This is a genomic window from uncultured Ruminococcus sp., from assembly GCF_934476685.1.
GTDB lineage: Bacteria > Bacillota > Clostridia > Oscillospirales > Ruminococcaceae > Hominimerdicola.
The window spans coordinates 79,034-100,235 of record NZ_CAKSNX010000003.1; the positions used below are offsets into that span (position 1 = coordinate 79,034).

Sequence of the window (21,202 nt, forward strand, 5' to 3'; positions counted from 1 at the left end):
ATTAATTAATATTAAAATACTGACTTACTGACACAAAATATATACTTTGGGACATAAAAATATCCGATACCGCTGACGATATCGGATACTTTATTATTTTACTGTTTTTACTTTGCTGCGAACTGTGAATTATAAAGTTCAGCATAAAATCCGTTCTTTGCCATAAGCTGAGCGTGGTCACCCTGCTCGATTATTTTTCCTGCCTTCATAACGATGATGTTGTCAGCTTCTTTGATAGTAGAAAGTCTGTGGGCGATGATAAAGCAGGTCCTGCCCTCCATCATCTTCGTGAACGCTCTCTGTACCAATATTTCCGTACGGGTATCTATTGATGAGGTAGCCTCGTCAAGGATAAGCATAGGCGGCAGAGAAAGCATTACTCTTGCTATACAGAGCAGCTGTTTCTGACCTGCGGAAATAGTGCTGAACTCATCTGATATGATCGTATCATATCCCTGCGGCAGACGCTTTATAAAGCCGTGGCAGTGCGCAGATTTTGCTGCGGCGATGATCTCTTCATCGGTAGCGTCAGGCTTGCCGTATGCGATATTCTCACGGATAGTGCCTGTTTTGAGCCATGTTTCCTGAAGAACCATACCGTACATCGAACGCATTGAACCCCTTGTGCAGTCCTTTATCGGCGTTCCGCTTATCTTTATCTCACCGCTGTCTGCGTCATAAAATCTCATAAGAAGATTTATCATCGTAGTTTTTCCGCAGCCTGTCGGTCCTACGATAGCTGTTCTTTCGCCCGGCTTAACATGGAGGTTAAAGTCCTCGATAAGCTTTACCTTATGGTTATAGCTGAAATAAACGTGGTCGATATCCACTGTTCCGTCAACGGTTTCAAGCTTAACTGCGTCAGCGCTGTCCGGTATCTCCTCAGTTTCCTCGATTATGTCAAAGACACGTCTTGCGGAGGCGAATGCGCTCTGAAGTTCTGTGATAACACCCGATATTTCGTTGAACGGCTTTGTATACTGGTTCGCATAGGTGAGGAAGCAGGAAAGATTACCTACTGTAAATCCGCCTCCTGCGATTACTGAAAGCGCACCGATAATGCCGACAGAAGTATAAACAAGTCCGTTTACAAATCTTGTGCATGGGTTTGTCAATGATGAGAAGAACACAGCCTTTACGCCAACGTCCTGCAGTTTGAGGTTGACTTCTTCAAATCTCTCCTCCGCCTCCTGCTCATAGCCGAAAGCGGCAACGGTTTTCTGATTGCCTGTCATTTCCTCAACAAGGCTGGTCATATCTCCTCTTGCAACCGACTGTATATGGAAGAGATCAAATGTGTTCTTAGCGATAAATCTTGCCACGAACAGAGAAAGCGGAGTAAGGATAACAACTATCAGCGAGATCTTGACGTTTATGGAGAGCATAAAACCAAGTGTACCGAAAATTGTACAAATTCCCGTAAAGAACTGAGCAAATCCCATAAGCAGACCGTCAGAGATCTGATCTATATCTGTAATGATACGGCTGATTATATCGCCGTGAGGGTGTGAGTCGATATAGGAAAGCGGCAGCTTATTGAGCTTTGAATAAGCAAGGTTTCTTATATCTCTTGTTACGTTGTAAGTTATTTTGTTTGTGCAAAGGGACATGAGCCACTGAGAAATGCCTGTTATCGCAACCATTATGCAGAGTTTTACAAGTATAGGCACAAGTCCGTCAAAATCTACTTTTCCTTTTTCGATAATAAGATCGACGCCCTGACCTGTAAGGATAGGCGCATAGAGTGTTGAAGCTACCGTTATAACTGCAAAGACCATTGACAGCACAAACAGCCACATATAAGGCTTTGCAAACTTCACTAATGTTTTAAGCACAGGCTTGCTCTGAGTATTCTGAGCGTTTTTTATTTTAGCCAATGTCCTGCACCTCCTTTTCTGAAAGCTGCGACAGGCAAATTTCTTTATAGACCTCGCAGGACTTGTAAAGTTCTCTGTGAGTGCCTATGCCCGCTATCTTTCCGTCGTCCATAACGACGATCTTGTCAGCATTTTTGATAGACGATATTCTCTGCGAAACGATGAATACTGTCATACCCTGAGTCTTTTCCGCAATAGCTTTTCTGAGAGCTGCGTCTGTTGCAAGGTCGAGAGCTGAGGCTGAATCGTCCATTATGAGTATTTCAGGATTTCCTGCCAGCGCTCTTGCAATAGTAAGTCTTTGACGCTGACCGCCCGAAAGGTTTTTACCGTCCTGAAGTATCATTTCATCAAGCTGTGAAGGCTTTTCCTTTACAAAGTCAGCCGCCTGCGCAATATCAAGCACACGCCAGATCTCTTCGTCCGAGGCGTTCTTGTCACGCCATTTCATATTATCTCTGATAGTACCCTTGAAAAGCACCGCCTTCTGAGGGACTATGCCTATCTTTCCTCTGAGCTGTTTCAGCGGATACTTTCTTACGTCAGTTCCGTCCACAAGCACGCTGCCCTTTGTACTGTCATAAAATCTTGGGATAAGATTGATAACGGAAGTTTTACCAGAACCTGTACCGCCGATTATGCCGACAGTTTCTCCTCTTTCAGCGGTAAAGGATATTCCCTCCAGCGCATTTTCATCCGAGGACTGATATGAAAAATCAACGTTCTTAAACTCAACGCATGGTGCGCTTTCGTTCATTTCCACCTGAGTATTCCCCTCATCGGAGATAGATGTCTTTATATCAAAAACATCGTTTATACGGCAGGCAGAAGCCTGCATCTTTGTTATGTTTGTAACGAGTATAGCCATTGCCAACAGGGCAAGAAGTATCTGATTCATATAATTGATAAGTGCGATGACCTCGCCCTGTGTGATAGAGCCGCCGAAAACAGCCTTTCCTCCGCACCATATGATCGCTGCGATAGCAAGGTTTACGATAACGTATGTCATCGGGTTCATAAGAGCGTTGATACGTCCTGCGTTTATCTGGAGCGCAGTAAGCTTGTCCGTGTTATCTCTGAAATTCTTTTCCTCATCGTCCTGACGGGAAAAAGCTCTTATAACTCTTGAACCTGTAAGAGTTTCGCTGGTCATAAGATTTGTGCGGTCAAGTGTTTTCTGTATGGTCTTGAAACGTGGTATGGTTATGCTCATTATCTTATAGATAACAAAAGCAAGGCACGGTGCAATAACAAGAAAGATCAGCGTAAGCTTTACCGATATTGTAAACGACATGATTATCGAACCGATAACGATAAAAGGCGAACGCAGCAGCAATCGGAGAAGTATATTTACGCCCGACTGAGCGGTGTTTATATCCGCAGTCATTCTTGTAACGAGGGTGTGGCTGCCTGCTTTGTCTATTTCAGCATATGAAAGCGTATTTATATGCTTGAACAGATCACGTCTGAGGGCAGTTCCGAAACCGAGGGACGCTTTCGCCGCAAAGAACTGTGCCGTCAGCGAGCAGCTTAATCCCAGCACTCCCAGCAGGACCATTACTCCGCCCATTTTCCATATATAGGTCTTTTCGCCGTTCTTTATGCCTATGTCGATTATGTTCGCCATGACGATAGGCACAGCAAGCTCAAAGCAAGCCTCGATAAGCTTGAAAAGCGGACCTATGATACTTTCCTTCTTGTAATTTTTCAGATACCTGAAAAGCTTAAACATACACATACTTCCTTTTCGATTTTACAAATAAAAATACTTATAAATACATAGCTATTTTTTATTTTATCATTTTTTGCATTAGTTTTCTTGTCCAAACAATTAATATACATAAAATAAAAAGCGAACGGCTCATATAAAACCGTTCGCTGTGATAAATATTATCTTCGTTTTAAATTTTCTTAAAAGCTTTAGCCTTTCTCACCTTTACTTTTGCGCCTGAACAAACCGATGAACCTTGACCACAAGCTTTTTTTTTTAACGGGAGCGTCTGCCCCTTTATCAGCGTCAGCTGTCTTTTCCGCAGCTGTGCTTTCCTGCTTTTCATTTTTCGCAGGCTTAGACTGTGCTATTGGTGCGTTTGCGTAAGCCTCAGCAAAAAGACGTTTCTGAGCGTCTATCTCCACACCCTCAGGCTGCTGCTTGATATAAGTTCCGTCCGGCTGCTGCACTCTTGCTTTTACGTTGTCTGTCATCTGAGTTTCAAAAAGGTCGAGTATACGCTTTTTGATATCCTCATCAAACACAGGTGCTGCCACCTCGACACGTCTTGTGGTATTTCTTGTCATATAGTCGGCAGATGAGATATAAACGCTTTTTCTCACACCCTCGCCGAAAATATAGATTCTTGCGTGTTCAAGATATCTTCCTACGATAGAGCGAATCGTTACATTTTCCGTAACGCCCTCAACTCCAGCCACAAGACAGGAAATTCCTCTGATGACCATTTCCACCTTAACACCGGCCTGTGAACACTCGATGATCTTGTCGATAAGCACCTTATCGGTGAGAGAATTCAGCTTTGCGCCAACATATCCCTCGCCGCCTGCTTTCGCAATGGCTATCTCCTTATCCATCATTTCAATGACCCTGTTTTGCAGGCAATGCGGTGCAACTAATAGCAGCTTGCTGTTTTCCACAAGCTCGCCCATGGAAAGAGTTCTGAAAACCTCCTGTGCATCGTCGGCTATCTCCTTATTCGATGTCATAAGGCAGAGGTCGGTATAAAGTCCTGCGGTCTTTTCGTTGTAGTTACCCGTACCTATCTGAACGGTATACTTTACACCGCTTTCTGTTTTTCTCGTGATAAGGCAAAGCTTTGAATGAACTTTGAGTCCCTGCGGACCGTACATTACACGGCAGCCGGATTCTTCAAGCTGCTTTGACCAGCCGATATTGTTCTCTTCATCAAATCTTGCACGAAGTTCTACCAGCACAACGACTTCCTTGCCGTTTTCGGCAGCTGCGCAAAGTGCTTTGACTACCTTTGAATTTTTAGCCACACGGTACAGCGTCATTTTTATCGAAACAACGCTTTCGTCCTTTGCAGCCTCGTTCAAAAGTCTTATGAACGGCTGTATGGATTCATATGGGTATGAAAGGAATATATCCTTTTTATCTATCTGATCTATCATAGGCAGACTATCGTCCACCATTCTCGAACGCTGAGGTTCTTGTGGTGTAAAGAACAGATTTTTCTTGTCCTTTGCCTTGTCGAACACTGAGAATACATAAGAGAAGTCCAGCGGCGCTTTCTCAACAAAGACCTGCTTATGCGAAAGATCAAGTCTGTCGCAAAGCTCTTTCAGCATATGATCCGATATCTGCTTTGAAAGCTGCATTCTTACAGGGCAGAGTCTTTTTCTCTTATTGATAAGCACAGACATATTCTGTCTGAAATCAAGTTCGTTGTCAAAGCCCTCGTCAACATCTATATCCGCATTTCTTGTGATGCGCATAAGCGCTTTTTCTTCTATTTTGTACCCCTCAAATGCCTTGTCGGCAAAATGAGATATAACGTCCTCCGCCAGCACAAAGCTTATCACTCCGTCATCATTTTCAGGCAGGAATATAACACGCTTGAACTTTTCGCTGCAGCTTATAAGTCCCAGTGTTACACCCGATTTTGAGGACAGCCTTGCCACAGTATAAATACTCTTGTTGGGCAGGAACGGGAACGGGTGACGCTTGTCTATGATAAGTGCGCTCAAAAACGGCTTTATCTCATAGGCATAGTAAGCCTCAAGGAACTCATGCTGTTCTTTTGAAAGTGATTTTACCGAGCGGTAGTATATCCCATCATTCTCCAGTGCCTTTGATATAGTCTTAAAGCTTTCGTCCTTGACGGAAATAAGCTCTCTCACCCTTGCATATATAGCCGCAAGCTGTTCCGACGGACGCATCTGGGATTTATTATCCTTATGCGAATCGTCCACCAGTGAAGCGTCATAAAGCGAACCCACACGCACCATAAAAAACTCATCGAGATTGCTTGCGTAGATAGACTGGAAAAGCAGTCTTTCAAGGAGCGGTACGCTTTCGTCACGAGCCTCCTCCAGCACTCTTTCATTAAATTTTAGCCATGACAATTCTCTGTTGTCATAAACCTTGTTTTTCATGGCAGTTTTCTCCTTTATTTTGTGTTTTTCTAACTTTTCCTCATAAAAAATGCCGTAAATATGAAAATATAAAGACATTATTAATTTATACTAATTATATAGTATTTATGTCGGATTGTCAATAAAACAGCTGTAAAAACTTCGTAATTATCGTATATTATATTTTACATTCTTTTTATTCATTCTTCCCAGTCGAGGGAGCGGCTGACAGCCTTTTTCCAGCCGTTTATAAGCTTTTCACGCTTTGCGTTATCCATATCGGAAATAAATTCACGGAAGCCTTTTGATACTCCGTTGAGTTCTTCACGGCTCTTCCACATTCCGCAGTAAAGTCCTGCAAGAAAAGCTGCGCCCATGGCGGTCGATTCCACATTTTCAGGCCGTATAAGACTTCTGCCGAGGATATTCGCCTGAAATTCCATAAGGAAATCGTTCTGTGACGCTCCGCCGTCTACCTTTATAAGATTAAGCGAATCGGTATCCTCCTCCATGACCTTGATAACGTCAGCGGTCTGATATGCCACAGCCTCCAGTGCCGCACGGACGATATGCGCTTTAGACGCACCTCTCGTCAGACCGAACAGCGCTCCCCTTGCGGCGGTGTTCCAATAAGGCGTTCCAAGTCCAACAAAGGCAGGCACAAAATATACTCCTGCCGTATCGGGAACGCTCCTTGCAAGAGCCTCCGTTTCGGCGGCGGTCTTTATGATACCAAGCTCATCTCTAAGCCATTTTACAACTGCGCCCGACACGAAAACAGAGCCTTCGAGGGCATATGTGACCTTTCCGTCTATGCCCCACGCAATAGTGGTCAGAAGTCCATGCTTGCTCTGAACAGGCTTTTCACCTGTGTTCATAAGCAGAAATCCGCCTGTGCCGTAGGTGTTCTTTACATCGCCTTTGAGGAAACAGCATTGACCGAACAACGCTGCCTGCTGATCTCCTGCACAACCGCATATCGGTATCTCCGCACCGAAAAAGCTTTTATCAGTTACACCAAAATCTCCAGACGAATTTCTGACCTGCGGCAGGACCGACTGCGGTATACCGAGCAGACCTAGTATCTCCCTATCCCATTCGAGAGTATGGATATTGAACAGCATGGTTCTTGACGCATTGGAATAGTCCGTTGCGTGTACCTTTCCGCCTGTCAGCCGCCATATGAGCCATGTATCTACCGTTCCGAACAGCAGCTCTCCCCTTTCAGCCTTTTCCCTTGCTTCGGGGACATTATCAAGTATCCACCTTATTTTTGTTGCGGAAAAGTAAGGGTCGATGAGCAGTCCTGTCTTACTCTGAAAGAATTTTGAAAGTCCCTGCTCTTCAAGTCTGCGGCAGTAGTCGGCGGTACGTCTGCACTGCCACACGACAGCGTTGTAAACAGGCTTTCCCGTGTTCTTATCCCACATTATAACAGTTTCACGCTGATTTGCTATGCCTATGGCGGCAATTTCGGACACACTGCCGCCTAATTTCTCTATGTATTCGATACATTCCTTTGCCGACTGGAGCTGAGATGAAAATATCTGTTCGGGGTCATGCTCCACCCAGCCGCCTTTGGGGAATATCTGAGGATATTCTTTCTGCGCAGAGCATATTTTTGTGCCGCTGCGGTCAAATATTACCGCTCTTGAAGAAGTTGTTCCCTGATCCAGTGAAAGAATGTATTTTTTGTCTTTTGAAATTTTTCCATTTACCATATATGCCTTTTGACCTCCCTGCAAATTATTATCGTTCTGAAACCTAACATTATAATACTACTAAAATTTGCTCTTGTCAAATACTATTTTTTGTGATATACTAACATAAGCGAGGTGAGAATGTGGAAGATATTGAGTACTACTACCATCATTTCCCCAGACTTGAAACTGAAAGGCTTATTCTTCGCAAGCTGACGGCTTACGATGTGCATGATATAAAAAAATACTCGGCTGATGACAGGCTCTACACCTATTGGGGCAGGCGTATGAGCTATAAGGAGCGTGACCCGTCGGAAATGTTCCGAACGGTGCGTAAGGACAAGCAGCCCGACTGCATACGCTGGGGCATCGAGGTCAAAAGCACCCACGAGATAATCGGAGAAATAAACCTTTTCAATATCCAGAACAGCCGAATGGGGGAAATCGGCTACCGTATCGCTTTCGGCAGGCAGGGCAGAGGCTACTGCTCCGAGGGAGTTAAAAGGATAATAAAATTCTGCTTTGAAGATACATCTCTCCAGCGGCTGGAGCTGAGGGCGATGTCTGCAAACGAGGCATCGAACAGGGTCGCTGTCAAATGCGGCTTTATAAAAGAGGGTACGATAAGGCAGGGTAAATTTGTACATATGTATGCAAATTATAATCTCTACGGTCTGCTGAGGTCGGATCTTTATCCGAATGAAGAGCCGCAGGATACAAAAGATCTATACAAGTCCAAAAAAGTGTACATTTTACAAGGCAAGCAGTTCTGACTGAAGGTAAGCTAAGGAGCTAAACAGATTTATGGCAAAGGTAAAAACTTCATATGTATGCGCAAACTGCGGATACGAAACAAGCAAATGGAACGGAAAATGTCCCAACTGCGGCGAATGGAACACCCTTGAGGAGGTAGAAGTCGCAGTAAAAAGCGCCTCAAAGGCTCGTGCAGGGACGATAAAAGATATATCGGACAACATAGTCAATGTCTGTTCCGTTGACGCAAGTTACAATGAGATAAGATATGCGACAGGGTTAAAGGAGCTTGACAGAGTTCTCGGCGGAGGACTTGTCAAAGGCTCGCTGGTGCTTCTCGGCGGTGAACCGGGCATAGGAAAATCAACTATGCTGCTCCAGATATGCCAGAGCATGGGTGACGACCATACAATATTATATGTATCGGGAGAGGAATCCATAAGGCAGATAAAGCTCCGTGCGGACAGGCTTGGCGTAAACAGCGAAAATCTCTATCTTCTTGCAGAAAATGACTGCGAAAAGATATGCGCCGCCATTGTAAAGGAAAAGCCTGAGATAGTCATAATCGACTCGATACAGACAATGAGCATTTCAGAGATAAGCTCTGCGCAGGGTTCTATCACGCAGGTGAGAGAATGTACTAACCTGTTTATGCACACGGCAAAATCTGAGGAAGTGCCTATGTTCATCGTAGGTCACGTCAACAAGGACGGCGCTATCGCAGGTCCAAAGGTAATGGAACATATTGTGGACTGCGTACTTTATTTTGAGGGACAGCGAAATCTCAGCTACCGTATTTTAAGGGCGGTCAAAAACAGATTCGGCTCGACCAATGAGATAGGCGTTTTTGAAATGGCTGATTCGGGACTTATGGAGGTGGAAAACCCCTCGATGATGATGCTTGAAGGCAGACCGACAAACGTTTCGGGAACCTGCGTTGCCTGCATAATGGAGGGTTCACGTCCTATCATGGCGGAGGTTCAGGCGCTGGTTTCAAAAAGCAGCTTTTCTGCCCCACGACGCACCGCCACAGGCATAGATTATTACAGAATGGCGATAATCATTGCAGTACTTGAAAAACGGCTTGGATATTTCTTCGGCGGACTTGACGTTTACATAAATATCGTAGGCGGATTGAAGCTAGACGATACTGCGGCGGATCTTTCCGTTGCGCTCGCACTGTTTTCAAGTCTTACGGATAAGGTAGTCAGCGACAAGACCATTGCTTTCGGAGAGATAGGTCTTGGCGGCGAACTGCGCACTATCTCACACGCTGAACAGCGTATCGCCGAGGCGGAAAGAATGGGATTTGAAAAATGCATCCTCCCCGCCCACGCTCTGAAAGCTATTGATGTAAACAGATATAACATTAAAATAGTAGGCGTAAGGTCAATAAAAGACGCTTTTAAGGAAATATAGCATAAATAAATGTAAAACTTTTGTGAACTTTGTTGGTATTCTTGACTTTTGAAATGAAATATGTTATGCTATTAAAGCCGCATGTTTACGGTTTGAAAGTCCGTTTTTAACGGCACCGTGCGCAGCGAGTTTTATAAAAAGGCAGGTGCATATATAATGTACGCAGTAATTGAAACAGGCGGAAAGCAGTATCAGGTCAAGGCAGGCGACGAAGTTTTCATCGAAAAGCTCGACGTAAACGCTGATGACGCTGTAACTTTCGACAAGGTCATGGTCGTTGGATCAGATGACGGTATCAAGGTTGGCGCTCCATATGTTGACGGCGCAACAGTATCCGCAAAGGTTCTCAAGAACGGCAAGGCTAAGAAGATCTCAGTTTTCACTTATAAGCCAAAGAAGGGCGAGAAGACAAAGATCGGTCACAGACAGCCTTACACAAAGGTAGTTATCGAAGCTATCAACGCATAATGATTCGTGCTGATTTTTTCAGAAATTCAAGGGATATGCTCACTGGGTTTTCAGTAAAAGGCCACGCAGGTATGGCTGACTTCGGGTCGGACGTATGCTGTGCAAGCGTTTCGTCAGCTGTTATGATGACGGCTAACACCATTACCGAGATATACAAGCTTACGGCTGAGGTCACGGTTGATGAGAACGAGATCGCTTTAAGGCTCGGCAGCGATGAAAATGGGGACGGCGACAGACTTATTTTAGGACTGCTCACTCACCTCGATCTGCTGTGCGATGAATTTCCGGGACATATCAAGTTAAGAGTCAACGCTGCCTGACAAGGCTGCGAAGCTCGGTTAATTACATTTATGGAGGTGTAATTGTAATGATAAAGATTTCTATGCAGTTTTTCGCTCATAAGAAAGGTATGGGTTCTACAAAGAACGGACGTGACTCTGAGTCAAAAAGACTTGGCGTAAAGAGAGCTGACGGTCAGTTCGTACTCGCAGGCAACATCCTCGTTCGCCAGAGAGGTACACACATCCATCCGGGCGAGAACGTTAAGCGTGGTTCAGACGACACACTCTTCGCTACCAGCGATGGTGTTGTAAGATTTGAAAGACTTGGTAAAGACCGTAAGAAGGTTTCAGTTTATCCACAGGCTTAATTTTGTAACATATGACCCTGAGCCTTAGGCTTGGGGTTTTTTGTTAAGTGGGGGAAAATGGGGTATAATATGAACGAGAGTTTCCGTATTCACTCATCATTTGCATATAAATTCCTCAGTTTCGGCATCGTTGTCGGTGTGCTTACGCTGACGCTTTTTCTGTTCAAGCATTTTACCGGATATAATGATGTTACCTATGTGGGCGATTTTTCAGACTGCCATGTAAAAGTGGAGAGAACATATTATAATGAACATTATTATTATAATGTGGCGGTCGAATGTAAAGAGCTTGACAATTATTCAAAGTCTTTTCGATGCAGCAAGCGTTATTATAAAGACTTTTTGGACTACAACGGAAAGAATGTTGAGCTGAGCTTTTATAAGACAGACAGCGGCATTATTTTCCCTGTACACAAGCTTCACGCTGATGAACATGAGGCTGAGATCGAATACAGGCATATAGATCCGCCGACTTTATGGTATTACCTATATACTGTTGGTGCAATTTTATCTGTGGCATTTATCACTATGGGACTTAAAGCGAACCACACGGCTGCGAACTATAAAAATACCCCTGAGATAAAAAAGCCTACCGCTGAACAAAAGGAAATGTGTGATGAGATAGACAGGATACTGGCTGAGGACAAATACGGAAAATACAAAAACAAAACTTACAAATGATATTATTTACTGACAGGGAGGTTTGAAATATGTTTGTCGATTCCGCAAAAATATACATCAAAGCAGGTGACGGCGGCGACGGAGCTGTTTCCTTTCACCGTGAAAAATACGTTGCGGCAGGCGGACCAGACGGCGGCGACGGCGGCAAAGGCGGAGATATCGTTTTTCAGGTTGACGATAATATTTCCAACCTTATAGATTTCCGCTACAAGAAAAAATACACCGCTGAAAAGGGACAGAACGGCTCTTCAAAGAATTCTTTCGGCAAGAGCGCCCCTGACCTTGTTATCAAAGTTCCGAGAGGAACGGTCATAAAGGAAGTTTCCAGCGGCAGGATACTGGCGGATATGTCGGGGGACGAACCTGTTATCGTTGCCCACGGCGGAAAGGGCGGCAGAGGAAATGCTCACTTTGCCACACCGACAAGACAGATACCTAAATTCGCAAAGCCGGGTTTCAAGGGCGATGAGTATGAAGTTCAGCTCGAACTCAAGCTTATTGCTGACGTCGGACTTGTGGGATTCCCGAATGTGGGAAAATCCACGCTTATTTCGGTAGTTTCTGCTGCAAAGCCTAAGATCGCAAACTACCACTTCACTACCCTTACACCTGTGCTGGGCGTTGTCAAGATAGATGACGGAAAATCCTTTGTTATGGCGGATATTCCAGGACTTATCGAGGGTGCAAGCGAGGGCATCGGTCTTGGTCATGAATTTTTAAGACACGTTGAACGCTGCCGTCTTATCGTTCATGTGGTAGATGTTTCAGGTATCGAGGGAAGAGATCCTGTGGAGGACTTTGAAACTATCAACAAGGAGCTTTCCAGCTTCTCGGAAGAGCTTGCAAACGCTCCGCAGATAGTTGCTGCAAACAAGTCCGATATGGCAACACCTGAGCAGATCGCTGCGTTCAGGGAATATATCGAAAAGCAGGGACTTCCATTCTATGAGATATCTGCGGCTACTACAATGGGTACGAAAGAGCTTACTTTCGGCATATGGGAGGAGCTTGAAAAGCTTCCGCCTGTCAAGAGGTTTGAGGCTCAGCCGCTTACTAAGGAAGAGCTTGACGCAAAGCTGCTCACGAATAAGGACTTCTCCGTTACTGTGGAGGATAATGTTTATTTCGTCGAGGCAGACTGGCTATATGATATCCTCAGAACGGCAAATATGGACGACTATTCATCACTTCAGTATTTCCAGAACGTGCTTGTTTCAAGCGGCATAATCGCAAAGCTTGAAGAAATGGGAATAAACGAAGGCGATACGGTTGCGATTTTCGACTTTGAATTTGAATATATAAGATAAGGAATGTGACAAATGACAGATCGTGAAGCTAATCAGTACTCCCCTCTTGCGCTGGCTTTTTTAGGGGATTCTGTATACGAACAAAAGGTCAGGGAAAGGCTGATACTTTCAGCAAATATGCCTGCCAATGCACTGCACAAGCTGGCTGTTAAAAGAGTGTGTGCAGAGTATCAATCGGTCTGTATGCTTAAAATATTAGACAGCGGTATCCTGTCTGAACAGGAAACGGACGTGTTCAAGCGTGGACGCAACACAAAGATGAACGCTCCGAAACATTCTACTGTTGTGGAATACAGAAATGCCACGGGGCTGGAGTGTCTGTTCGGATATCTCTATCTGACAGGCAGGTATGACAGGATAGACGAGCTGTTTGAAATATGCTGGAACATTGAAGAGAACTGACTTCAATACAGCGGAAATTTTCAATACGGATATGACATAAGTATTTAATAAGGAGTGAATTTCGATGTCAGGACATTCAAAATGGGAAAATATCAGAAGAAAAAAGGGTGCTACCGACGCTGCAAGAGCAAAGGTATTCACAAAGATCGGACGTGAGATCGCAGTCGTAGTTAAAATGGGCGGTCCTGATCCTTCAGGAAACGCAAAGCTGAGAGATCTTATCGCCAAAGCAAAGGCTAACAACGTTCCTAACGATAATATCGACAGGATCATCAAGAAGGCAGCAGGCGACGGAGATAAGAACAACTACGAGTCAATGGTGTATGAAGGCTACGGTCCAAGCGGAGTTGCCGTTATCGTTGAGTGTCTTACAGACAATAAGAACAGAACAGCAGGCGATATCCGTCACTATTTCGACAAGTTCGGCGGAAATATGGGTACATCAGGCTGCGTATCATTCATGTTCTCAGACGTTGGAACAGTAGTTGCAGAAAACAACGGCGCTGACGAGGACAAGATCATGGAGGACTGCTTTGAGGCAGGCGCAGACGACTTCAACATTGAGGACGACGTTATCGAGATCTCATGCGCTCCTAACAGCGTTTCAGCAGTAAGAGAGGCTCTTGAGGGAATGGGTTACAAGGTACTTTCAGCAGAGGCTGAGAAAGTTCCTTCAAACTACACAACTATCGAGGACGAAGATGCGATAAAGAAGATGGGACTTCTCCTTGAGCATCTTGAGGACAATGATGACGTTCAGAACGTTTACCACAACTGGGAGAATATGCCTATTGAGGACGAAGAGGACTAATTTCATTTAACATATGATATTTTACAAATATTAGATAAAAACGACCGCCTTGGGTGATATTCCCAAGGCGGTCGTTTTTGTGACATACATCTATAAATACTAATTTCAATCAACGCCTTGACGGCGACATACTGATTATACCATATTTTAATTTGATTATCAAGCAAAAATATGCACAAAAATTAATATATACATTTATAAATACTAGAACGCAAAAACTATTGACAAATATAAACAAAGATGTTATACTATTGATAATCCCTTTTAATTTACAGACTGCATTAAATACTGTTTTCTGCAATTATCATTTATTTGCTGTTACAGTCCCTTGTGCAGTCTGTTTTTATTGCAAAAATTCTCCTATTCAAATTCACCAATAGATAGTTGGCATATTTGTGCAAAAAAGAGAAATTCAGTTTTCTTATTTCGGCTATGCTTAAACGTTTTATTGGATAATGTTTGTAAAAGCCCCTGTTTCCGTACTTTTGGAGCATTAGGTATAGTTTTCTGTCTATCTTAATGTACTTTTTGTGTACATTGACAAATTTATTAAATTAGTGTAAAATTAATTTATAGATTTAAGTGCTGTATTTATGATTCAGTATGATAATTGATTATATATATAAACATAAATGAATAGACAGATTTGAAGTATGGGAGATAACTACATGAAGAAAGTATTCAAGATAATGGCATTCGCTGCCGCAGCCGCCTGTACGGCGATTTTTTATGCTTACTGTGCGCCGCCCGTTTCGGCAGATTACACAGTAGGTGCGGTGGGTGATGTTTATAATGTCAGCGATTTCGGAGCTTACGGCAATGACAAAAAAGACGATACTGCCGCTATACAAGCCGCTCTGGATATGGCTAAAGACGCTAATGGAAAGATAACCGTTGATATCCCCGCAGGAACTTACTATGTGAACAGCAGACTGCTGATATACTCCAACACCACTCTCCGGCTTGATGAGAAAACGGTCATGAGAAGAACAAATAATCTCGATTATATCCTCGTCAGCGGTGAGGACGCTCCACAGCGTCAGAAGGACAGACTGCTCTCACATGATATCACTATCGACGGCGGCACATGGGACGGCACTCCAAGCACCACAAAGGAATCAAAAGGCGTTATAAAGATATACAACTCTGACAAAGTTGTTTTCACAAATGCTGTTGTGACAAATATATGCGGAACACATTTTGTGCTTTTTGACGGAGTAAGCGATCTCACTGTAAAGGACTGTGAGTTCTCTAACTTCATCGACTACACCAACACTGAGGAAGTATACCGCACTCAGGTTTTCGCCAATCTGAATTACTGGTCATGCGAGGCTCTGCATATTGATTTTCTCGATAAAAGCTCCTCGCTCCTCAACGGCAGACCATATATCCCCTGCAAGAACGTTACAGTTTCAGGCTGTACATTTAAAAATCTGACTTCGGGACTTGGCACACACCACGTTTTCGATTATATGAGTCAGGACAATATTTCCGTATACGACAATTACTTTGAAAACTGCACATATGACTGCATAAATGCGGCAAGTTTCAGGAACTTCAAATGCTATAACAACAAGGCTGTGAAGTGCGGCGGATTTCTTGTGGCAAGACGTGTTGACGGCACAGTTTACTCAAACACAGCGTCACTTGTGAAAAATCCCACAGGAAAATATTATGATAAGGGAAAATTCAGCGGCTCTCCTTTCTTCTACGGAACGGAGATCTCAAATAAATCTAATCTGACCTTCAAAAACAACACCATAAACGGTGCAAGCTCCCACGGAATATACGTTAAAAGCTCAAATGTAACGCTTACAGACAATGTTGTCAGCAACAGCGTAAGAAACGGCATAGCCGTATGGAACGGCAGCAAAGCCGCCATAAACCGCAATACTGTAAGCTATTCGGGCAACAACGCTGTATCCGTAAGGCAGAGTTCAGTTGTTACGGAATGTTCGAGAAACACTATCAAAAACTCTTCCGACAACGGAATTTATGTAAACGGCTCGACGCTTGTGAACTCAAAATACAATAAGATCACAGGCAGCAAATTCAACGGATATTCATTCTCCTCAGGAGCAAAGGCGCTTATCAGCGACAACTCTATATCAAGCTCCAGCGACCACGGAGTTTACATTTCAAACGGTTCAAATGTCACAGCCGCATCAAACGACATCAAGCACAACGCAAAATGCGCTTTCGCCGTAGCAACAAAATCTGCGGCAAAGATAACATACAACAATATTTCGGGCAACGGCAGCTATGATCTTCATGTCCGCAGTAAAAGCACCAACGTTGTTTTCAACAACAACGGCTCGGACAAGAACAAGACAAAGATCGACAGCGGTTGCAAAGCCACCATTACAAAATCCAAGAAGTGCCTTAAACCGTCTGAGTTCAAGATACCTTCTAAAATGACTTACACAGGAAGTCAGATAAAGCCTAACCCCGTTTCGGGACTAAAGAAAAACAAGGATTACACAGTAACCTACGGCGCAAATGTAAGCACAGGCGAGGGTACAACAACCATAAAGGGCAAGGGCGATTACTCAGGCTCTTTCACACTTACATTCAGCATTGTCCCAAAAAGACAGACCATAACAAAAACCAGCTCACTCAGCGGCGCTGCGGTAGTGCTGTGGCAGAAAGATACAAGATCGAGCGGATATGAGATAGACTACTCTACCTCACCTGATTTCAAAAATTACAAGAGAGTTGATCTTTCAAACTCAGCGTCATACTGCACAAGGCTTTCAGGACTTGAAAGCGGAAGATCTTACTACGTTAAGGTAAGAAGTTACAAGACCATAAACGGAAACAGAGAATACGGCAGCTGGTCAGCGGTGAAAAGATTTACAGTAAAATAAAAGAAAACAGCTGAGAATAAAACGCTCAGCTGTTTTTATATGCATAAATTCACTTAAATCATATATCAATATTCGGATATCTCGCAGCCTTTGTAGTAATAAAGCAGGATATCCTTATAATTTTTCCCCTCTTCAGCCATTGAATTTGCGCCGTACTGGCTCATTCCCACAAGATGTCCGAAGCCCTGTGACGTGAAAACAAAGCTGCCGTCTGAATACTCATACTCAAAGCAGGGTGAGGATATCTCAAAGGCTGATATAAAATCCGATACGGATATATCCTGTCCGCAGAGGGAAAGTTTTGTGACGTAGCCGTGCTTGTCGGCATTTTTTATTTCTATCCATTTTTTTGGACTAGTATCAAACTTTATGCCGAAAGTTTCGGAGGCGGTCTTTTCAAATTCATCTTCCGAAAGCGTTACCTTTGTCTGCGCCCCCTCCAGTTCGCTGTCCCACTTGCTTTCAACGGAAGTAAGGTAAGGGATATCCTGTCCCCATGCGGTCTTTGCCGACTCCGTCCAGCCGGAGGAAACCGCATGAAAAGCAGCTATAACAGGCTCGTCCTCATATGTAAGTATGCCGTCAGCAGCCTTTACTGCGCCGCTGATCTTTTTATAGGCGCTTTCATATTCCTCGCCGTAAAAATCCTTCGCCTTTTCCTCAGTAAAAAAGCCCTGATAAAGTGAGGTATCGTCGCTTATCAATGCGCCGTGAAGTGCGGCGGTGGGGTTTTCAGCCTCGCTCATACTGCGCCTTAATATGTACGTTCTTGCAAGCACAGCCTGCGCTTTAAGAGCCTCTTCATCAAAATCCGCAGGCATCTGCGCAAAAACCGCACCGATGATATAATCTTCCAGTGAATAATTTTCACACTTTTTCTCTTCGGTAAAATATATCCCCACAGAAATATCCCCTGCTGACGCAGATGACTTTTTCAGCTTGTCAAGCTCCGTCCTGTCCGCCGCAAAGGCAAGGCAGGGTATGAATGCCATAAACAGCACGAATATGACCGCCGTCTGTATGTAATCCTTCATAATTATCGTCCTTTCAGTTCAGATGTTCTGACTTTTAACAAAGTTTAAGTTTATTACTATTTATATGCGGCGGCAAAAGAAAATATTACTATGAAATTTGAATATAGTCAAATTTCAAAAAAATACTTATTCCTGTGATTTTTTTGTTTATATAGAACAATAATGCAGGATTTGAGCCGAGCAATGCCGTCCTGTATTACGCTTTCGGGATAATTCTGCGCTTTTGTGTCAAGATATGAATTTTAGTCCTTGACAAATTGCAAAAAAAACGTTATAATATATGAATAGTCTTATAAAACTTATGAAAGAGGGTCTTGTTATATGATGAATAATTCCGCAAGAGATCTGCTTTGCGAACGCTTTATTGCAAATAATACAATAGATTCTAAATATTACGAAAGATATAACGTTAAAAGAGGTCTGAGAAACGCCGATGGCACCGGTGTTATGGCAGGTCTTACTAATATATGTAACGTACACGGATACGTTGTAAACGAGGGTGAAAAAGCTCCTATCCATGGTCAGCTTATCTATCGTGGATACAACATAAACGATCTTGTTGAAAATGCTATAAAGGAAGATCGTTTCGGTTTTGAGGAGATAGTTTATCTTCTTCTTATGGGCGATCTCCCTAACAAGGACGAGCTTGAAGTTTTCCGCACGATGATCGCAGAAAACAGACCTCTTCCTGACAACTTCTTTGAGGATATGATCCTTAAAGCTCCGTCAAAGAACATAATGAACAAAATGGCAAGAGCAATGCTTGCGCTTTATTCCTATGACGATAACCCTGAGAACCGCTCACCTGAATATGAAATGGCTACCGCTATTTCCATTATATCAAAGCTGCCTAACATTATGACTGCGGCTTATCAGGTAAAGAAGAGAACTTTCGACGGCGAAAGCCTTTTCATGCACCCGCTCGATCCTAAGCACTCAACAGCTGAAATGATCCTTGCGGCTATAAGACCTGACAGAAAGTTTACCGATAAGGAAGCAAAGCTCCTCGATATCCTTATGATGCTCCACGCTGAGCATGGCGGCGGTAACAACTCTACATTTACCTGCCGTGTTCTTACATCTTCGGGGACAGATCCGTATTCTGCATACTCCGCTGCTATCGGTTCTCTTAAAGGACCTCGTCACGGCGGTGCTAACCTCAAGGTCGCAGCTATGCAGAAGTGCATAAGAGATAATGTTGCTGACTGGGACGATGAAGGTCAGGTCGCAGACTTTATGATAAAGATACTCAACAAGGAAGCTTTCGACCATTCAGGTCTTATCTACGGTATGGGACACGCAGTTTACACCCTTTCCGACCCAAGAGCAGTTATTCTTAAGGAAAGCGCAAAGAAAATGGCTGAGGGTACAGAGTATGAAAAGGAATACCGTCTGCTTGAAACTATCGAAAGACTTACTCCTGAACTTTTCTACAAGGTAAAGGGCAGCGACAAGGTAATGTGCGCAAACGTTGATATGTACTCAGGATTTGTATACAGAATGCTTGGCATACCTGAGGATCTGTTCACACCTATGTTCGCTGTATCAAGAATGCCTGGCTGGTGCGCTCACAGATTTGAAGAGCTTGTTACAGGCAAGAGGATAATCCGTCCTGCATACAAGGCTATCGCAGGGGAAAAGAAGTATATCCCACTTGACGAGAGATAATAATTTTAAAGATAAAAATTAAACAGGAATTAATGAGGCTGCTTTTGATGATATGCGTCAAAAGCAGCCTTTCAGCGTATTCTACCGCCGGTTGAGCCGACAAAATGGAGATAAAATGCAGACTCAACCGACAGTATGTTGTTTTTCTGAACGGCTTATGTTATAGTGAGTTCAGAAAGGAGGTCCTCTCATGTATCAGGAGAAAGGATATTTTATGGATCAGTTAAAAATCGGAAAATTCATTTCAGCCTGCCGAAAAGACGCAGGCTATACTCAGGCGGCTCTTGGAGAAAAGCTCGGCATAACCGACCGTGCAGTTTCAAAATGGGAAAACGGAAAAAGTATGCCCGACGTTTCCATAATGCTGGAGCTTTGCAGTATACTGAACATCACAGTCAACGAACTCCTGACAGGGGAAAAGATCAGTATGGAAAATTATAAAGAAAAAGCAGAGGAAAATCTGCTGAAACTTCAGCAACAGGAGATACTCAACAACAAAAAGCTGCTCTCGCTGGAAATTGTCATAGGAGCTATATCTACGGCGGCTTTCCTTATTATGATATTCACAGCGGCTCTGGCGGTAAGATCTCTGTTGTGGCAGATAGTGCTTATTATACTTGCGGCAATAATATTCATTGTGGGCATTGTATATGCTCTTAGGCTTGAACATGACGCAGGCTACTATGAGTGTCCGAACTGTCACGCAAAGTATGTTCCGTCCATGCAGGCAGTCGTATTCGCTCCCCACATAGGCAGGGACAGAAAAATGAAATGCCCTCACTGTTCAAAGAAGGGATACCACAAAAAGGTACTGACAAGATAAACAGAAAAAGACCTGAACGGAGAAATTTCCCGCTCAGGTCTTTCTTTTTCAGAAATAAATTTACTCTTTTGTATATGCCTTTACTATCTCGCCGATATACTGGAAATGATAATCCTTTTGAGGATACCACTTTTCATCATTTGCTGTGCCGACAAAGCACTCAGGCTTCATTTCCTGAACATATGCCTTTTTGCACACAAGCACCAGCTTTGCCTGCTCGAAAGCAGTTACATCAAAGCTGTATTCATTGTCATATGCGCTGCTGTTATCGGAGATGAATACAGGAGAAAGTCCTGTTTCCTTTGCCTTATCGCAGTCCTTTCCGCTGTGTGAGCCGCAGAATGAGAGAGCCTTCCTCTCCTCCTCGCCGAAGAAACAGATAGTGAAATATTCAGCCTTGTCGATAAATCCCTTTGTGTATCTCTGTGGTCTGATAACTGTGGTGAATGTGTTCTTTCCCCACATTACGCCTGCAAAGCCCCATGATGCTGTCATAGTGTTCCAGCCGCTTTCATTTCCTGCTGTTACAAGGAACCAGTCCTTGCCTATCCTCTTGTATGGATTGAAGTCAAGGGTGTCCAGTATGCTTGGAGAAACTTCCGTATATCCCAGTTCTTTCATTTTATCATTCATTTG

18 protein-coding genes are annotated in these 21,202 nt (G+C 43.6%); 12 read left to right on the forward strand and 6 right to left on the reverse strand.

What is annotated here, in order from left to right:
* Positions 1 to 107: 107 nt before the first annotated feature.
* The 4 genes from Q0E19_RS04800 to glpK all read right to left on the reverse strand — a co-directional run bounded on the left by Q0E19_RS04800 (position 108) and on the right by glpK (position 7,705).
* Complete coding sequence (locus Q0E19_RS04800; protein WP_294408076.1) at positions 108 to 1,799, reverse strand: ABC transporter ATP-binding protein; 1,692 nt, start codon at positions 1,797 to 1,799, stop codon at positions 108 to 110.
* A gap of 70 nt (positions 1,800 to 1,869) precedes the next feature.
* Complete coding sequence (locus Q0E19_RS04805; protein ID WP_294407904.1) at positions 1,870 to 3,609, reverse strand: ABC transporter ATP-binding protein; 1,740 nt, start codon at positions 3,607 to 3,609, stop codon at positions 1,870 to 1,872.
* A gap of 188 nt (positions 3,610 to 3,797) precedes the next feature.
* Positions 3,798 to 6,005, reverse strand: coding sequence for a polyphosphate kinase 1 (gene ppk1, locus Q0E19_RS04810; protein ID WP_294407905.1), 2,208 nt, complete (start codon positions 6,003 to 6,005; stop codon positions 3,798 to 3,800).
* 179 nt (positions 6,006 to 6,184) lie between these two features.
* A complete protein-coding gene (glpK, locus tag Q0E19_RS04815) occupies positions 6,185 to 7,705 on the reverse strand; it encodes a glycerol kinase GlpK (protein WP_294407906.1) in 1,521 nt (506 codons plus the stop codon).
* A 122-nt stretch (positions 7,706 to 7,827) separates the two neighbouring features.
* Between glpK and Q0E19_RS04820 the strand changes: the two genes are divergently transcribed.
* The 10 genes from Q0E19_RS04820 (at position 7,828) to Q0E19_RS04865 (ending at position 17,041) form a co-directional block, all read left to right on the forward strand.
* A complete protein-coding gene (locus Q0E19_RS04820; protein WP_294407908.1) occupies positions 7,828 to 8,457 on the forward strand; it encodes a GNAT family protein in 630 nt (209 codons plus the stop codon).
* A gap of 31 nt (positions 8,458 to 8,488) precedes the next feature.
* The gene (gene radA / locus Q0E19_RS04825) at positions 8,489 to 9,856 is read left to right on the forward strand and encodes a DNA repair protein RadA (RefSeq protein ID WP_294407909.1); all 1,368 of its coding nucleotides are present in this window, start codon (positions 8,489 to 8,491) and stop codon (positions 9,854 to 9,856) included.
* A 156-nt stretch (positions 9,857 to 10,012) separates the two neighbouring features.
* The gene (gene rplU, locus Q0E19_RS04830; RefSeq protein WP_294407911.1) at positions 10,013 to 10,324 is read left to right on the forward strand and encodes a 50S ribosomal protein L21; all 312 of its coding nucleotides are present in this window, start codon (positions 10,013 to 10,015) and stop codon (positions 10,322 to 10,324) included.
* Positions 10,324 to 10,644 (forward strand): ribosomal-processing cysteine protease Prp, encoded by a 321-nt coding sequence (locus Q0E19_RS04835; protein WP_294407912.1) that lies wholly within the window; start codon positions 10,324 to 10,326, stop codon positions 10,642 to 10,644. The genes rplU and Q0E19_RS04835 overlap by 1 nt, the downstream gene beginning before the upstream one ends.
* Positions 10,645 to 10,691: 47 nt before the next feature.
* A complete protein-coding gene (gene rpmA, locus Q0E19_RS04840) occupies positions 10,692 to 10,973 on the forward strand; it encodes a 50S ribosomal protein L27 (protein ID WP_294407914.1) in 282 nt (93 codons plus the stop codon).
* A gap of 69 nt (positions 10,974 to 11,042) precedes the next feature.
* A complete protein-coding gene (locus tag Q0E19_RS04845) occupies positions 11,043 to 11,654 on the forward strand; it encodes a hypothetical protein (protein WP_294407915.1) in 612 nt (203 codons plus the stop codon).
* Positions 11,655 to 11,683: 29 nt separating this feature from the next.
* Positions 11,684 to 12,961, forward strand: a complete 1,278-nt coding sequence (gene obgE, locus Q0E19_RS04850; RefSeq protein WP_294407916.1) for a GTPase ObgE — start codon at positions 11,684 to 11,686, stop codon at positions 12,959 to 12,961.
* Positions 12,962 to 12,973: 12 nt separating this feature from the next.
* Complete coding sequence (locus Q0E19_RS04855) at positions 12,974 to 13,363, forward strand: ribonuclease III domain-containing protein (RefSeq protein WP_294407917.1); 390 nt, start codon at positions 12,974 to 12,976, stop codon at positions 13,361 to 13,363.
* A gap of 64 nt (positions 13,364 to 13,427) precedes the next feature.
* Positions 13,428 to 14,174, forward strand: a complete 747-nt coding sequence (locus Q0E19_RS04860; protein ID WP_294407918.1) for a YebC/PmpR family DNA-binding transcriptional regulator — start codon at positions 13,428 to 13,430, stop codon at positions 14,172 to 14,174.
* 668 nt (positions 14,175 to 14,842) lie between these two features.
* A complete protein-coding gene (locus Q0E19_RS04865; protein ID WP_294407920.1) occupies positions 14,843 to 17,041 on the forward strand; it encodes a right-handed parallel beta-helix repeat-containing protein in 2,199 nt (732 codons plus the stop codon).
* Positions 17,042 to 17,106: 65 nt separating this feature from the next.
* Here the strand turns inward: Q0E19_RS04865 and spoIID are convergent, their stop codons facing one another.
* The gene (spoIID, locus tag Q0E19_RS04870) at positions 17,107 to 18,075 is read right to left on the reverse strand and encodes a stage II sporulation protein D (protein ID WP_294407921.1); all 969 of its coding nucleotides are present in this window, start codon (positions 18,073 to 18,075) and stop codon (positions 17,107 to 17,109) included.
* A gap of 321 nt (positions 18,076 to 18,396) precedes the next feature.
* Here spoIID and Q0E19_RS04875 point away from each other — a divergent pair, with 321 nt between their 5' ends.
* Both Q0E19_RS04875 and Q0E19_RS04880 read left to right on the forward strand, forming a co-directional pair.
* Entirely contained in the window at positions 18,397 to 19,743 is a 1,347-nt protein-coding gene (locus Q0E19_RS04875; protein ID WP_294407923.1) for a citrate/2-methylcitrate synthase, read from the forward strand.
* Between the two features lie 190 nt (positions 19,744 to 19,933).
* A complete protein-coding gene (locus Q0E19_RS04880; protein WP_294407924.1) occupies positions 19,934 to 20,566 on the forward strand; it encodes a helix-turn-helix domain-containing protein in 633 nt (210 codons plus the stop codon).
* A gap of 60 nt (positions 20,567 to 20,626) precedes the next feature.
* Here the strand turns inward: Q0E19_RS04880 and Q0E19_RS04885 are convergent, their stop codons facing one another.
* Complete coding sequence (locus Q0E19_RS04885) at positions 20,627 to 21,199, reverse strand: flavin reductase (RefSeq protein ID WP_294407926.1); 573 nt, start codon at positions 21,197 to 21,199, stop codon at positions 20,627 to 20,629.
* Positions 21,200 to 21,202: the final 3 nt, after the last annotated feature.

What these genes read in the sequence shown, in the direction of transcription:
- ppk1 (WP_294407905.1), bottom strand. Translation starts at nt 6,005, where the DNA reads ATGAAAAACAAGGTTTATGACAACAGAGAATTGTCATGGCTAAAATTT.
- Q0E19_RS04845 (WP_294407915.1), top strand. Translation starts at nt 11,043, where the DNA reads ATGAACGAGAGTTTCCGTATTCACTCATCATTTGCATATAAATTCCTC.
- Q0E19_RS04885 (WP_294407926.1), bottom strand. Translation starts at nt 21,199, where the DNA reads ATGAATGATAAAATGAAAGAACTGGGATATACGGAAGTTTCTCCAAGC.
- spoIID (WP_294407921.1), bottom strand. Translation starts at nt 18,075, where the DNA reads ATGAAGGATTACATACAGACGGCGGTCATATTCGTGCTGTTTATGGCA.
- Q0E19_RS04865 (WP_294407920.1), top strand. Translation starts at nt 14,843, where the DNA reads ATGAAGAAAGTATTCAAGATAATGGCATTCGCTGCCGCAGCCGCCTGT.
- Q0E19_RS04860 (WP_294407918.1), top strand. Translation starts at nt 13,428, where the DNA reads ATGTCAGGACATTCAAAATGGGAAAATATCAGAAGAAAAAAGGGTGCT.
- Q0E19_RS04875 (WP_294407923.1), top strand. Translation starts at nt 18,397, where the DNA reads ATGATGAATAATTCCGCAAGAGATCTGCTTTGCGAACGCTTTATTGCA.
- rplU (WP_294407911.1), top strand. Translation starts at nt 10,013, where the DNA reads ATGTACGCAGTAATTGAAACAGGCGGAAAGCAGTATCAGGTCAAGGCA.
- Q0E19_RS04800 (WP_294408076.1), bottom strand. Translation starts at nt 1,799, where the DNA reads ATGTGGCTGTTTGTGCTGTCAATGGTCTTTGCAGTTATAACGGTAGCT.
- glpK (WP_294407906.1), bottom strand. Translation starts at nt 7,705, where the DNA reads ATGGTAAATGGAAAAATTTCAAAAGACAAAAAATACATTCTTTCACTG.
- rpmA (WP_294407914.1), top strand. Translation starts at nt 10,692, where the DNA reads ATGATAAAGATTTCTATGCAGTTTTTCGCTCATAAGAAAGGTATGGGT.
- Q0E19_RS04805 (WP_294407904.1), bottom strand. Translation starts at nt 3,609, where the DNA reads ATGTTTAAGCTTTTCAGGTATCTGAAAAATTACAAGAAGGAAAGTATC.
- Q0E19_RS04835 (WP_294407912.1), top strand. Translation starts at nt 10,324, where the DNA reads ATGATTCGTGCTGATTTTTTCAGAAATTCAAGGGATATGCTCACTGGG.
- Q0E19_RS04855 (WP_294407917.1), top strand. Translation starts at nt 12,974, where the DNA reads ATGACAGATCGTGAAGCTAATCAGTACTCCCCTCTTGCGCTGGCTTTT.
- radA (WP_294407909.1), top strand. Translation starts at nt 8,489, where the DNA reads ATGGCAAAGGTAAAAACTTCATATGTATGCGCAAACTGCGGATACGAA.
- Q0E19_RS04880 (WP_294407924.1), top strand. Translation starts at nt 19,934, where the DNA reads ATGTATCAGGAGAAAGGATATTTTATGGATCAGTTAAAAATCGGAAAA.
- obgE (WP_294407916.1), top strand. Translation starts at nt 11,684, where the DNA reads ATGTTTGTCGATTCCGCAAAAATATACATCAAAGCAGGTGACGGCGGC.